Consider the following 13,343-nt stretch of genomic DNA (forward strand, 5'->3'; position numbering starts at 1 on the left):
GGCCCGCGCAGCACCGGAAAGCGGCCGCAGGCCACCCCTCGAACAGCCCGGAGCCAGTCAGGAACCAGGAAAAGACCAGCTCAGCCGTAGGTGTCGCCAGGGCCGATGCTCCCCGGCGCGCGCAGCGGACCGAACCTGCGCTGCGGACCGCCGGGCCCCAGCACCTTGATCAACCGCACCGTGCCCTGCCCCAGATCCGCGTTCAGCCGGGCCACCAGCTGAGGCGCCAGCAACCGCAGCTGCGTCGCCCACGCCGTCGAGTCGCACTGCACCGTCAGCACCCGCTCGTCCGGATCCTCGTCGTACCGCAGCGGCACACAATGATTGGCCAGATTTTCACCGACGATCTGCGGCCAGCGCCCCATCACCCCGCCCACCGCGGCCGGGGTCTCCCAGCCCCGCTCGGTGATCAGCCGGTTGATCGCGGAGCCCAGCGGCAACGGATCACGCCCATCGGCCCGCGCACCCGACCGCAGCCCGCCGCCCCGCCTGGCCTGCTTCTTCTGCTGCGCGGCAGCACCACGCGCCCGCGCCTGCTCCTTGGCCGCGCGCAGGGCCACCCGCGCCAGATCGACCCCCGAAGGCTCCGGGGCCTTCCCCTCACCGGACCCCTCGCCGTGGCCGCTCACAGCCGCTCCACCTCACCCGCGGACACCGCGTACCGCGCCCCCGCCAGCACCCCCGGGACGTCGTCGTCCACCGCGGCCGTCACCAGCACCTGCTCACCCGGGGCCACCAGCTCCGCCAGCCGCTCACGGCGCCGCGCGTCCAGCTCCGCGAAGACGTCGTCCAGCACCAGCACCGGCTCATTGCCCTCGCCGCGCAGCAGATCGTACGAGGCCAGCCGCAGCGCCAACGCGTACGACCAGGACTCGCCGTGGCTCGCGTACCCCTTGGCCGGCATGCCCCGCAACCCGAGCAGCAGATCGTCACGGTGCGGACCGACCAGCGTCACGCCCCGCTCGATCTCCTGCTTGCGGACCTCCGCCAGGGCCGCGATCAACTGCTCGTACAGCTCCTCGCGGGTACGGGCGGACTCCACGTCCGCCCCGACCGAGCTGCGGTACTCCAAGGCCAGCGGGCCGCCGCCCGGCGCGACGTCCCCGTACGCCTTGTCCGCCAGCGGCTGCAGGGTCGCGATCAGATCCAGCCGCTGAGCCAGCAGCTCCGCGCCCACCCGGCCCAGATGCTGGTCCCATACGTCGAGCGTGGACAGGTCCATCGACCTGCCGCCGTGCCGACGCGCCATCGCCGCCGACTTCAGCAGGGTGTTGCGCTGCTTCAGCACCCGCTCGTAGTCCGAGCGCACCCCCGCCATCCGCGGCGAACGAGCCGTGATCAGCTCGTCGAGAAAGCGCCGGCGCTCCCCGGGATCGCCCTTGACCAGCGCCAGGTCCTCCGGCGCGAACAGCACCGTGCGTACTATCCCCAGCACGTCACGCGGCCTGACCTGCGACGATCGATTGATACGCGCCCGATTGGCCTTGCCGGGATTGAGCTCCAGCTCGATCAGCTGCGAACGCTCGCCCTGCGTCACGGCGGCGCGGACGACGGCCCGCTCCGCGCCCATCCGCACCAGCGGAGCGTCGGAGGAGACCCGGTGGCTGCCGAGCGTCGCGAGATAGCCGACCGCCTCCACCAGATTCGTCTTGCCCTGGCCGTTGGCCCCCACGAACGCGGTGACGCCCGGTTCGAGAGGTACCTCGACCCGGGCGTACGAGCGGAAGTCGGCCAGCGAGAGATGCGTGACATGCATGGGTGTACGCCGACCTTCCCGGCTTCCTGCTCCGTGCTTCGTGGGGCGGACCGGACGTCTGGGCCCGGTCCGCCTCCCGTTGCGGTTACTTCTTGTTCTCGACCGCGTGGCCACCGAACTGGTTGCGCAACGCGGCGATCATCTTCATCTGCGGGGAGTCGTCCTGGCGCGAGGCGAAACGCGCGAAGAGCGACGCGGTGATCGCGGGCAGCGGCACCGCGTTGTCGATCGCGGCCTCCACCGTCCACCGGCCCTCGCCGGAGTCGGCGGCGTAGCCGCGGAGCTTGTCGAGGTGCTCGTCGTCGTCCAGCGCGTTGACCGCCAGGTCGAGCAGCCAGGAGCGGATGACCGTGCCCTCCTGCCAGGAGCGGAAGACCTCGCGCACATCGGTGACGGAGTCGACCTTCTCCAGGAGCTCCCAGCCCTCGGCGTAGGCCTGCATCATGGCGTACTCGATGCCGTTGTGGACCATCTTCGCGAAGTGGCCGGCGCCGACCTTGCCCGCGTGCACGGAACCGAAGTCGCCCTCGGGCTTCAGCGCGTCGAAGACCGGCTGGACCTTCGCCACGTTCTCGGCGTCGCCGCCATACATCAGCGCGTAGCCGTTCTCCAGGCCCCAGACGCCGCCGGAGACGCCGCAGTCCACGAAGCCGATGCCCTTGATGCCCAGCTCGACGGCGTGCTTCTCGTCGTCGGTCCAGCGGGAGTTCCCGCCGTCCACGACGATGTCGCCGGGCGAGAGGAGACCGGCGAGCTCGTCGATCGTGGCCTGGGTCGGGGCACCGGCCGGAACCATCACCCAGATGACCCGGGGACCCTTCAGCTTGCCCACAAGCTCTTCGAGGCTGTGGACATCGGAGACGTCCGGGTTGCGGTCGTAACCGATGACGGTGTGGCCTGCGCGGCGGATGCGCTCGCGCATGTTGCCGCCCATCTTGCCGAGGCCGACGAGACCGAGCTCCATCAGAGATTCCTTAAGCGTTGTGCCGATTCGTACCCAAGGACGAGCCTACGCCCGGCCGGGGACGGACCGGCGGGCATGCTCGGCGCCGAGCATGCCCGCCGGGATCCGTCATGACAGGACCGACGACCGGATCAGCCGGAGAGGCGGACCGGCATGATCAGGTACTTGTACGCGTCGTCCGCCTCGGCGTCCACGGCCGGGCGGCCGCTGAGCAGCGCGGGCTTGGTGGACGTCGTGAAGGAGAGCTGGGCGACCGGGGAGTCGATCGCGCTCAGTCCGTCCAGCAGGAAGGTCGGGTTGAAGGCGATCGAGATGTCGTCGCCCTCCAGCACCGCGTCGACCCGCTCCACAGCCTGTGCGTCGTCGCTGGAACCCGCCTCCAGGATCAGTACGCCCTGCTCGAAGCTGAGCCGCACCGGGGTGTTCCGCTCGGCGACGAGGGCCACACGCTTGACGGCCTCGACGAACGGCGCCGTCTCGATGACCGCGACCGAGTTGAACTCGGTGGGGAAGAGCGTGCGGTACTTCGGCAGATCGCCTTCGAGCAGTCGCGTGGTCGTACGTCGGCCCGCGCCCTCGAAACCGATCAGCCCCTCACCGGCACCCGAGCCGGACAGCGCCAGGGTCACCGTGTCACCGCTGGTCAGGGCCTTGGCGGTGTCCAGGAGCGTCTTGGCGGGCACCAGGGCGACAGCCGAGGCGTCCGGGTTCTCCGGCTTCCAGAGGAACTCGCGGACCGCGAAGCGGTAGCGGTCGGTCGAGGCCAGGGTGACGGTGTCGCCCTCGATCTCGATCCGTACACCGGTCAGCACCGGCAGCGTGTCGTCGCGGCCCGCGGCGATGGCGACCTGGGCGGCGGCGGAGGCGAAGACCTCGCCGGGGACCGTGCCGGTCGCGGTCGGCATCTCGGGAAGCGCCGGGTACTCCTCCACAGGAAGGGTGTGGAGGGTGAATCGCGAGGAGCCGCAGACCACGGTCGCCCGTACACCGTCTGTGGAAATCTCCACCGGACGGTTGGGGAGGGCGCGGCAGATGTCGGCGAGCAGCCGGCCGGAGACCAGCACCGTGCCGTCCTCCTCGACCTCCGCGTCCACCGAGACCCGGGCCGAGACCTCGTAGTCGAAGCTGGAGAAGCTGAGGGCCCCGTCCTCAGCCTTCAGCAGAAGGCCCGCGAGAACGGGCGCCGGCGGACGGGCCGGGAGGCTACGGGCCACCCAGGCCACAGCCTCCGCGAGTACATCGCGCTCCACCCGGATCTTCACCGGAACCGCCTCCTGCTGTTGCTCGCTCGCCCTGCTGGCCTTCGTCGTCTGAATCGGGTCTCCCACCACTGGGGCAGGAAGGACGCCGGGGACCAGTCTGACGTACGGCACCGACACTCGGTGCTGCTCGGGGTCAAGTCGCGACAAGAGGTTCGGAGAGCTCCGGCGCCGAGTTGTGCACAGGCCCCACTTCGAAGCGGATTCCGGGCTAACTCTATGTGGCAGTAGTAGTAGGGCCTGTGGAAACCGTGGATAACGTCGTTTCCGCAGGTCAATCCCGGTTTTTTGTCCACCGACCCTGTGGGTGGCACCGGTGGACAACACGGCGCTTCTGTGGACACGCGAAAGTTCTGCACACCCGATGCACAGGACAGGGGGGTTTCTCCCCAGGGCTGTCCCCAGCTTTACCCAGGTTCCCCACAGCCCAACCGACCCTCTTGGTGTGACGCCTTTCACTCGGTGCGGTGAAAGGTGGTGCCGCGTTGCCGAACAGTGGACAGAGGTGTGGAGAAGCCCCTCGAAGCTGGGGACAACAGAGCTCGGTCTGTGGGCTGCCGGTGGACAACATCATCCGCGCCCTGTGGACGAATATTTTGTCCACAGGCTGTGGATCATTGTTGACCACAAATCCCCAGGCCCTTGACCTGGCCTGATGGAGTATCGGCAGTCGCCCCTGTGGAAGCAATATGGACAACTTCCGGATCCCCAGGCTGTGGAGGGGAAAAACTCCCCAGATCTGTGGAGAACGGCTGGTCAGCGGCAGGTATTCGAACACCGCGGTGGTGTCGGAGCGTTGGCGGCGGACCTCGGGGCGGGGCGCAACGGGCTCGGAAGGCGTTCGGAGAGGGTTCCAAGGGGGTTCGGAGGGGGCTCGGAGAGGGTTCGGAGCGGGCGGCGGGCGGTCTCCAGAGGCTCCTGGGCGGTTCTCAGGCGGTCCCCAGGCGGCTTCCGGGCAGCGAAAAGGGCGCCCGAGGAGCCCGTGAGGGCCCTTCGAGCGCCCTTGCGGCGCGTACGACGGCGGTCCGTCAGCCGTTCTTGATGCGGTTGGTGAGCTCGGTGACCTGGTTGTAGATGGAGCGCCGCTCCGCCATCAGCGCGCGGATCTTCCGGTCCGCGTGCATCACCGTCGTATGGTCGCGGCCGCCGAACTGCGCACCGATCTTGGGCAGCGAGAGATCGGTGAGCTCCCGGCAGAGGTACATCGCGATCTGGCGGGCCGTCACCAGCACACGGCTGCGCGAGGTTCCGCAGAGATCGTCCACCGTGAGACCGAAGTAGTCCGCGGTCGAGGCCATGATGGCCGTCGCCGTGATCTCCGGGGCCGAGTCCTCGCCACCCGGGATCAGGTCCTTCAGCACATGCTCGGTCAGCCCGAGGTCCACCGGCTGACGGTTGAGACTGGCGAAGGCCGTGACCCGGATCAGCGCCCCCTCCAGCTCCCTGATGTTCCGGGAGATGCGGGAGGCGATGAACTCCAGAACCTCCGGCGGGGCGTTGAGCTGCTCCTGTACCGCCTTCTTGCGGAGGATCGCGATCCGCGTCTCCAGCTCCGGCGGCTGCACATCGGTGGTCAGCCCCCACTCGAAGCGGTTCCGCAACCGGTCCTCCAGGGTCACCAGCTGCTTGGGCGGCCGGTCGGAGGACAGCACGATCTGCTTGTTGGCGTTGTGGAGCGTATTGAAGGTGTGGAAGAACTCCTCCTGCGTCGACTCCTTGCTCGCCAGGAACTGGATGTCGTCGACGAGCAGGATGTCCACATCCCGGTAGCGCTTGCGGAAGGTGTCGCCCTTGCCGTCGCGGATCGAGTTGATGAACTCGTTGGTGAACTCCTCGGAGCTCACGTACCGCACCCGGGTGCCCGGGTAGAGGCTGCGGGCGTAGTGCCCGATGGCGTGCAGCAGGTGGGTCTTGCCGAGCCCGGACTCCCCGTAGATGAAGAGCGGGTTGTACGCCTTGGCGGGGGCCTCGGCGACCGCGACCGCCGCGGCGTGCGCGAATCGGTTGGACGCGCCGATGACGAAGGTGTCGAAGAGGTACTTCGGATTCAGCCGGGCCGCCGGTTCGCCGGGGCCGGGCGTGGGCGCGGGCTGCGAGCCCATCGGCCCGGAGGCGCCGCCGGGCCGCCCGGTGCCACCGCCCTGCCGGTGCTGCGGCTGGGGTTCCGGCATGTCGCGGTGGTCGGAGCGCTGCTGCTCGTACCCCTGGCGCTCGGGCGGCTGCGGGCGGTAGTCGTGCTGCGGCTGCTGGGGGCGGCCGGCGGCGTACGGCTCGCGCCACTGTTCCGCGGGAGCCTCACGGTCCTGGAATCCGCCGAGGCGGGGCTGCTGCCAGGAGAGGTCCTCCTGGGTGCGCGGCCACGCGCCGGGGTCGGGGCGCTGCTGCTGGTAGTCGGGGTAGGCCGGGCGGGCGGTCGGCATGCCGTCGTCGGAGGGCCGGTGCCCGTAGCCGTCGTACGCGTCGTTGTGCTGCCGCTCGTCGTGCTGCGGCGGCCCCTGGTAGCGGTGCTGCTGCTGGGGCTGCTGGGACTGGTGCATCGGCGGCGCGGGCGGGCTCGGCGGTTCGCCCGCGGAGTCGTCGACGGTGATCGCGATGCGGATCGGGCGGCCGCATTCGCGACTCAGCGTCTCGCTGATGAGCGGCGCGAGCCGGCCCTCCAGGACGCGCTTGCCCCATTCATTGGGGACGGCGAGCAACGCGGTGTCGGCGACCAGGGCGAGCGGCTGGCAGCGCTCGATCCACTGCTTGTCCTTCGGCTCGATGCCCTGTTGGCCCTCCCCGAGGAGTTGCTCCAGCACTCGTGGCCACACTGCGGCAAGATCGGCAGGTACGTCAGCCACAGGGCACGCTCTCTCGCAGGTCCCACGAATGTGTGGTTCTCGGGACGGGATGGGTGGGGACCGGCAGGCAGGAAGAAAAGACCGGAACTCAGCCACGGTAGTCAGGGCGACCCGCGTGGTTCAAGTTGTTGTCCACAGCCTGTGCACAGTGGTGGGGTGCGGTAGAGCCGGTTTGACCGGATGGCGTAGCCGCGCGTACCGTGACCAGGTCGAGTTGTCGATGGCTGCTGCCGCCTGCCTCCGATGGGCAAAGATCACGATCTGTGATCGTGAAGCGGTGCACTAGAGCGTTTACGCGAGTCTCTCGTGGGCGCACGGTGACAGCCAGGCGATGTCCCGCCAACACACGAGTCATTTCTGGAGCCCCCTAGTGAGCAAGCGCACCTTCCAGCCGAACAACCGTCGTCGCGCGAAGACCCACGGCTTCCGGCTGCGCATGCGCACCCGTGCCGGCCGCGCGATTCTCGCGTCCCGCCGTGGCAAGGGTCGCGCCAACCTGTCCGCCTGATCGCTTACAGGTCATGACGTGCTGCCTACCGAGAATCGGCTGAGGCGGCGCGAGGACTTCGCGACCGCAGTACGTCGAGGACGCCGGGCCGGCCGCCCGCTACTCGTCGTTCATCTACGCAGCGGTGCAACGGACCCGCACGTGACTGGGGAGAATGCTCCCCCGCCGCGTGCGGGTTTCGTTGTCAGCAAAGCCGTGGGTGGAGCGGTCGTCCGCACAGCGGTGAAGCGGAGGCTTCGCCATCTGGTCCGCGAACGGCTTGCCCTGCTGCCCCCCGGTAGCCTGGTTGTCGTACGAGCGCTGCCCGGATCGGGCGACGCCGACCATGAACAGCTGGCCCGAGACCTGGACGCCGCCTTGCAGCGGCTGCTGGGAGGGGGCGCGCGATGAAGTACCCGCTGCTGGCTCTCATCAAGCTGTATCAGTGGACGATCAGCCCACTACTCGGGCCTGTCTGCCGGTACTACCCGTCGTGTTCCCACTATGGATATACGGCGATCGACCGGCACGGAGCGATCAAGGGAACCGCGCTGACGGCCTGGCGCATCCTGCGGTGCAATCCGTGGTCACCCGGTGGCGTGGATCACGTTCCACCACGCAAACGTCCGCGTTGGCATGAACTCCTGCGTAATGCCATACGCGGTGGCAAGGGCGGGGACTCCGCCGCTGATGCGTCTGTCCGGGGATCGGTCTCCGAACCCCCGGGGCAGGCCGCAGAGACTTCGCCCAATGCTCAAGGAGCCTGATTAGTGGACACGATTGCCAGTCTGTTCAGCTTCATCACCTGGCCCGTCTCATGGGTCATCGTCCAGTTCCACAAGTTGTACGGGGCGATCTTCGGGGCCGACACGGGCTGGGCCTGGGGCCTGTCCATCGTGTCCCTGGTGGTGCTGATCCGGATCTGCCTGATCCCGCTGTTCGTCAAGCAGATCAAGTCGACCCGCAACATGCAGGTGCTCCAGCCGAAGATGAAGGCGATCCAGGAGCGCTACAAGAGCGACAAGCAGCGTCAGTCCGAAGAGATGATGAAGCTGTACAAGGAGACGGGCACCAACCCGCTCTCCTCGTGCCTTCCCATCCTGGCTCAGTCGCCGTTCTTCTTCGCCCTGTACCACGTGCTGTCGGCCATCGCCTCGAACAAGAAGATCGGTGTCATCGACCAGTCGCTGCTCGACAGCGCTCGTCAGGCCCATATCTTCGGTGCTCCGCTCGCCGCCAAGTTCATGAACAGCTCGGCCGAGGTCAGCGCTCTCGGCGCCTCCCTCACTGACGTCCGGGTCGTCACCGCGGTCATGATCGTGATGATGTCGGCATCGCAGTTCTTCACCCAGCGCCAGCTGATGACGAAGAACGTCGACCTGACGGTCAAGACGCCGTACATGCAGCAGCAGAAGATGCTGATGTACATCTTCCCGGTGATCTTCGCCGTCATGGGCATCAACTTCCCCGTCGGTGTCCTCGTCTACTGGCTGACCACCAACGTCTGGACCATGGGTCAGCAGATGTACGTGATCAACCAGAACCCGACCCCGGGCAGCAAGGCGCAGGACCAGTACCTGACCCGTCTGCTGAAGAGCGTCACCACGCATGGTGAGGTCCGCGGCCGGACCCGGCGCAACACCGTCAAGCGGATCGTGGCCAAGGGCCCGGACCGCAATGACATCGAGCGGAAGTTCGTCACCGGACTGGCCAAGCTGGGCCTCGCCCCCCAGGAGGACGGCACGGTGGGCAAGAGCGACACCGCTGCCGCCGAGGCCGAGGGCGGAGCCGCGCAGCGGCGTCAGCAGCCCAAGCGCCAGACCAAGGCCAAGCGTCAGACCGGTACCGCGCAGGCGGGTGGCAAGGAGGCCGATTCCACCGAGTCGGGTTCCAAGACCTCCCTGCAGAAGCAGGACGAAAAGCCCAAGCCGGCGGGCAAGCCCGCGTCCGGCTCCTCACGCCAAGCCAAGTCCGGACAGCGCAAGGGTCCGCAGCGGCCCAAGCACCCGTCCAAGAAGTAAGAAGGAGTCCATCCGTGACGGAAGGCACCACCTCCACGGCCGCTGAGGGCAGCGACACCTTGACCCGCCTTGAGCAGGAGGGCGAGATCGCAGCGGACTACCTTGAGGGCCTGCTCGACATCGCCGACCTCGACGGCGACATCGACATGGATGTCGAGGCGGACCGGGCCGCGGTCTCGATCATCAGCGACTCGGCACGTGATCTCCAGAAGCTCGTGGGCCGCGACGGTGAGGTGCTGGAGGCGCTCCAGGAGTTGACGCGGCTTGCCGTTCACCGGGAGACCGGAGACCGTAGCCGGCTGATGCTGGACATCGCCGGCTTCCGGGCCAAGAAGCGGGCCGAGCTCGCCGAGCTGGGTGCCAAGGCCGCAGATGAGGTCAAGAGCACCGGCGAGCCGGTGAAGCTGGACCCGATGACGCCGTTCGAGCGCAAGGTCGTCCACGACGCGGTCGCGGCCGCAGGCCTGCACAGCGAGTCCGAGGGCGAGGAGCCGGAGCGCTTCGTCGTCGTCCTCCCGGCCTGACCGGACCCTCAGTTCTGTCGGCCCCGTCTGTACGCAGGCGGGGCCGATCTTTGTCAGCCTGATAGTCAGCCACCCACAGTGCGGTACGGAAGGACGGTTCCCGTGACGGCGGAAGTAGAGCTTCCCCAGGCGCCCCCAGGGGCGCGGGCGGTTTTCGGCGAGTTCTTCCCGGAGGCCGTCCGGTACGCGGAGCTGCTGGCGGATGCCGGGGTGAAGCGGGGACTGATCGGGCCGCGCGAGGTGCCGAGGCTGTGGGAGCGGCATCTACTGAACTGCGCGGTGCTCTCCGAGGTCGTGCCCGAGGGGGTCACGGTCTGCGATGTGGGTTCGGGCGCGGGCCTTCCCGGTATCCCGCTGGCGCTGGTGCGCCCGGACCTCAAGATCACCCTGCTGGAGCCCCTGCTCCGGCGTACGAATTTCCTCCAGGAAGTCGTGGAGCTGCTGGGGCTTGACCATGTGACGGTGGTGCGTGGCCGGGCCGAGGAGGTTCTGGGCTCGCTTCAGCCGGTGCATGTGGTGACGGCTCGTGCGGTGGCGCCGCTGGACCGGCTGGCCGGTTGGGGCGTTCCGCTGCTGCGCCCGTACGGAGAGATGCTGGCGCTCAAGGGGGACACCGCCGAGGAGGAGATCGTCGGGGCGCGTGCGGCCCTGAGCAAGCTCGGTGTGGTGGAGACCGAGGTGCTGCATGTCGGGGAGGGTGTTGTCGACCCGATGTCCACGGTGGTGCGTGTGGTGGTCGGTGAGAGCCCCGGCGGTGTGAGGTTCGCCGCGAAGAGGGCCAAGGCCGCCCGGACGAGTCGTACGAGGCGTCGTCGCTGACGTCTTCCCTTGCTCCGCGGGATGGAGCGTTCATGTACGGTTTGCCCCTCTGTGGGCCGTGTTTCCGATGCGTAGCCGTACGTCCCCCTGCGGAGTGTCGTGCCCCTGTAGCTAGGCTGCAGGGGCATCGTGTTTCACGTGAAACGTCGCTCTCTGCTGCATGGAATCATCAGCCGCGGCCGCGCGGCTGCCGCGCCGCGGTATCGCGGGCCCGTTAGGGCTACGGAGTTGTCCACAGAAGTGGATTCATCCACAGAAGAGCGGGCCTCGCTGGTTCACGACCCAGAAAGCATGGCAGGCTCTGCTCATTGCGAGCCTGAAGTCGAGGAGAGTGAATCCTTGCGGTCCGACGCCAACATCGCGGGACCGATGACCGATCCGGTCCCCGGTCCCCGAACCGAATCGGCGGGGGAGGGTGTTTCACGTGAAACACCGCCGCCGATGGACGACACACCCATCGGTCGCGCGGCCCAGCTGGCGGTTGAGGCCCTTGGCCGCGCCGGCGAGGGCCTGCCCCGTCCTGACCGGACGCGCGTCATGGTGGTGGCCAACCAGAAGGGTGGAGTGGGCAAGACGACCACGACGGTCAATCTCGCTGCTTCGCTCGCACTTCATGGTGCACGCGTGCTGGTGGTCGACCTCGACCCGCAGGGGAACGCCTCTACGGCTCTGGGCATCGATCACCATGCCGAAGTCCCCTCCATCTATGACGTCCTGGTGGAGAGCCGGCCGCTCTCCGAGGTGGTTCAGCCCGTACCGGATGTCGAAGGTCTCTTCTGTGCTCCCGCCACCATCGATCTCGCCGGTGCGGAGATCGAGCTGGTATCGCTGGTGGCGCGGGAGAGTCGACTGCAGCGGGCGATCCAGGCGTACGAGCAGCCGTTGGACTACATCCTCATCGACTGCCCGCCGTCGCTCGGCCTGCTGACGGTCAACGCCCTGGTCGCCGGCGCCGAGGTGCTCATCCCCATCCAGTGCGAGTACTACGCGCTGGAAGGACTGGGGCAGCTGCTGCGCAATGTGGACCTGGTGCGGGGGCATCTCAACCCCGATCTTCATGTGTCGACGATCCTGCTGACCATGTACGACGGCAGGACGAGGCTCGCTTCGCAGGTCGCGGAGGAGGTGCGCACCCACTTCGGCAAGGAGGTGCTGCGTACGAACATTCCGCGATCGGTGCGGATCTCGGAGGCACCCAGCTACGGGCAGACCGTGCTGACCTACGATCCGGGTTCCAGCGGATCGCTGTCCTACCTCGAAGCGGCGCGTGAGATCGCCCTGCGGGGGGTCGGGGTCCACTACGAGTCCCAGCATGCCCAGACGGGCAGCGGGAACAGCCAGCAGAGCCTTTCGGAGGGGATTCAGTGAGCGAGCGTCGAAGAGGGTTGGGGCGTGGGCTGGGTGCCCTGATCCCCGCCGCTCCGCAGGAGAAGCAGGTGCCGTCCGCAGGGATGGGGCCGGCCTCTGCGGGGGCGGGTCCTGTGATGACGGCGGAGCGGGGGGTGGCTGCGGCAAAGGTGGCCGCTCTCGGCGGTGCTCCGGTCGTGCCGGAGCCGAGTGCGCCGGTCGCGGGGTCCGGAGCGGGTGCTGAGGAGGTGGGACCTGCCGGGGCGTACTTCGCCGAGGTGCCGGCCGGCTCCATCACCCCGAATCCCCGGCAGCCCCGTGAGGTGTTCGATGAGGACGCACTCGCGGAGCTGGTGACCTCCATCAAGGAGGTGGGCCTTCTCCAGCCCGTCGTCGTGCGCAAGGTGGGGCCGGAGCGCTATGAGCTCATCATGGGCGAGCGGCGCTGGCGGGCCTGCCGGAAGGCGGGGCTGGAGCGGATTCCGGCTATCGTCCGGGCCACGGATGACGAGAAGCTGCTTCTGGACGCGCTCCTGGAGAATCTGCACCGGGCTCAGCTGAATCCGTTGGAGGAGGCGGCCGCGTACGACCAGCTGCTCAAGGACTTCAAGTGCACGCATGACCAGTTGGCCGACCGGATCGGGCGTTCCCGGCCGCAGGTGTCGAACACTCTGCGACTACTGAGGCTGTCGGCTCCGGTACAGCGGAGGGTGGCGGCCGGGGTGCTGTCCGCCGGTCATGCGCGGGCGCTGCTGTCCGTGGACGACTCGGAGGAGCAGGACAGGCTGGCTCATCGCATCGTGGCCGAGGGACTGTCGGTGCGTGCGGTCGAGGAGATCGTGACCCTGATGGGTTCCGATCCCAAGAGCCCTGCCAAGGCCAGGGGGCCGCGAGCCGGAGGCCGGGTTTCGCCCGCACTCTCCGATCTCGCTACCCGGCTGTCGGACCGCTTCGAGACCAGGGTGAAGGTCGACCTCGGTCAGAAGAAGGGGAAGATCGTCGTCGAGTTCGCGTCGATGGAGGATCTGGACCGCATTCTCGGCAGCCTGGCACCGGGTGAGGGACGTGTGCTGGACCGGAGTCTCTCCGAGGATGCGGCCGAGGACGAAGAGGGCTGATCCTGCCGACGGGAGCGTGGGGCGGGCTGTGTTCCGGTGGTTACCGGAACACAGCCCGCCCTTTGCTTTCTCTCGGTGTCGGCTTCGTCCCTGGGTGGATACGATGCGTTCTGGTAGGGCACATCCGGCTTGAGGTACCTCGGCAGGGAGGGCCATGCGGTCAGTGAGCCGCAGTCGACTGATGGCAGTGGGGCTGGGTCTGGGGGCT

Annotated in this window: 13 protein-coding genes; 8 read left to right on the forward strand and 5 right to left on the reverse strand. The window is 68.1% G+C overall.

Translation table 11 applies throughout. The annotated features are described in order from the left end of the window. Positions 1–80: 80 nt before the first annotated feature. The 5 genes from GA0115234_RS30520 to dnaA all read right to left on the reverse strand — a co-directional run bounded on the left by GA0115234_RS30520 (position 81) and on the right by dnaA (position 6,819). Positions 81–629, reverse strand: coding sequence for a DUF721 domain-containing protein (locus GA0115234_RS30520; protein ID WP_093548103.1), 549 nt, complete (start codon positions 627–629; stop codon positions 81–83). Beyond that, complete coding sequence (gene recF / locus GA0115234_RS30525; protein ID WP_093548105.1) at positions 626–1,756, reverse strand: DNA replication/repair protein RecF; 1,131 nt, start codon at positions 1,754–1,756, stop codon at positions 626–628. The genes GA0115234_RS30520 and recF overlap by 4 nt, the downstream gene beginning before the upstream one ends. 85 nt (positions 1,757–1,841) lie before the next feature. Continuing rightward, positions 1,842–2,720, reverse strand: coding sequence for a phosphogluconate dehydrogenase (NAD(+)-dependent, decarboxylating) (gnd, locus tag GA0115234_RS30530; protein WP_093548106.1), 879 nt, complete (start codon positions 2,718–2,720; stop codon positions 1,842–1,844). A 131-nt stretch (positions 2,721–2,851) separates the two neighbouring features. Further along, on the reverse strand, positions 2,852–3,982 hold the full coding sequence (gene dnaN / locus GA0115234_RS30535; RefSeq protein ID WP_072487582.1) for a DNA polymerase III subunit beta: 1,131 nt from the start codon (positions 3,980–3,982) through the stop codon (positions 2,852–2,854). Positions 3,983–5,007: 1,025 nt separating this feature from the next. Continuing rightward, a complete protein-coding gene (gene dnaA, locus GA0115234_RS30545) occupies positions 5,008–6,819 on the reverse strand; it encodes a chromosomal replication initiator protein DnaA (protein ID WP_093548108.1) in 1,812 nt (603 codons plus the stop codon). Positions 6,820–7,189: 370 nt separating this feature from the next. On the opposite strand from dnaA, the gene rpmH reads away from it, so the two are divergent. The 8 genes from rpmH (at position 7,190) to GA0115234_RS30585 (ending at position 13,135) form a co-directional block, all read left to right on the forward strand. Beyond that, positions 7,190–7,327 carry a 50S ribosomal protein L34 gene (rpmH, locus tag GA0115234_RS30550; RefSeq protein ID WP_030930485.1) on the forward strand — a complete coding sequence of 46 codons (138 nt, stop codon included), beginning with the start codon at positions 7,190–7,192 and terminating at the stop codon, positions 7,325–7,327. A gap of 18 nt (positions 7,328–7,345) precedes the next feature. Next, positions 7,346–7,717: a ribonuclease P protein component gene (rnpA, locus tag GA0115234_RS30555; protein ID WP_093548109.1), complete on the forward strand. Its 372-nt coding sequence runs from the start codon at positions 7,346–7,348 to the stop codon at positions 7,715–7,717. Beyond that, on the forward strand, positions 7,714–8,073 hold the full coding sequence (gene yidD / locus GA0115234_RS30560) for a membrane protein insertion efficiency factor YidD (protein WP_093548110.1): 360 nt from the start codon (positions 7,714–7,716) through the stop codon (positions 8,071–8,073). The genes rnpA and yidD overlap by 4 nt, the downstream gene beginning before the upstream one ends. Positions 8,074–8,076: 3 nt before the next feature. Next, a complete protein-coding gene (gene yidC, locus GA0115234_RS30565) occupies positions 8,077–9,327 on the forward strand; it encodes a membrane protein insertase YidC (RefSeq protein ID WP_093548112.1) in 1,251 nt (416 codons plus the stop codon). A 14-nt stretch (positions 9,328–9,341) separates the two neighbouring features. Then, positions 9,342–9,851 (forward strand): Jag family protein, encoded by a 510-nt coding sequence (locus GA0115234_RS30570; protein ID WP_093548113.1) that lies wholly within the window; start codon positions 9,342–9,344, stop codon positions 9,849–9,851. Positions 9,852–9,953: 102 nt separating this feature from the next. Beyond that, the gene (gene rsmG, locus GA0115234_RS30575; RefSeq protein WP_093548115.1) at positions 9,954–10,670 is read left to right on the forward strand and encodes a 16S rRNA (guanine(527)-N(7))-methyltransferase RsmG; all 717 of its coding nucleotides are present in this window, start codon (positions 9,954–9,956) and stop codon (positions 10,668–10,670) included. A gap of 291 nt (positions 10,671–10,961) precedes the next feature. After that, positions 10,962–12,038, forward strand: coding sequence for a ParA family protein (locus tag GA0115234_RS30580; protein WP_093548117.1), 1,077 nt, complete (start codon positions 10,962–10,964; stop codon positions 12,036–12,038). Then, positions 12,035–13,135, forward strand: a complete 1,101-nt coding sequence (locus GA0115234_RS30585) for a ParB/RepB/Spo0J family partition protein (RefSeq protein WP_093548119.1) — start codon at positions 12,035–12,037, stop codon at positions 13,133–13,135. The genes GA0115234_RS30580 and GA0115234_RS30585 overlap by 4 nt, the downstream gene beginning before the upstream one ends. Positions 13,136–13,343 lie beyond the last annotated feature (208 nt).

It is taken from the genome of Streptomyces sp. DvalAA-43, assembly GCF_900091725.1.
GTDB lineage: Bacteria > Actinomycetota > Actinomycetes > Streptomycetales > Streptomycetaceae > Streptomyces > Streptomyces pulveraceus.

What these genes read in the sequence shown, in the direction of transcription:
- recF (WP_093548105.1), bottom strand. Translation starts at nt 1,756, where the DNA reads ATGCATGTCACGCATCTCTCGCTGGCCGACTTCCGCTCGTACGCCCGG.
- gnd (WP_093548106.1), bottom strand. Translation starts at nt 2,720, where the DNA reads ATGGAGCTCGGTCTCGTCGGCCTCGGCAAGATGGGCGGCAACATGCGC.
- yidD (WP_093548110.1), top strand. Translation starts at nt 7,714, where the DNA reads ATGAAGTACCCGCTGCTGGCTCTCATCAAGCTGTATCAGTGGACGATC.
- GA0115234_RS30580 (WP_093548117.1), top strand. Translation starts at nt 10,962, where the DNA reads ATGGCAGGCTCTGCTCATTGCGAGCCTGAAGTCGAGGAGAGTGAATCC.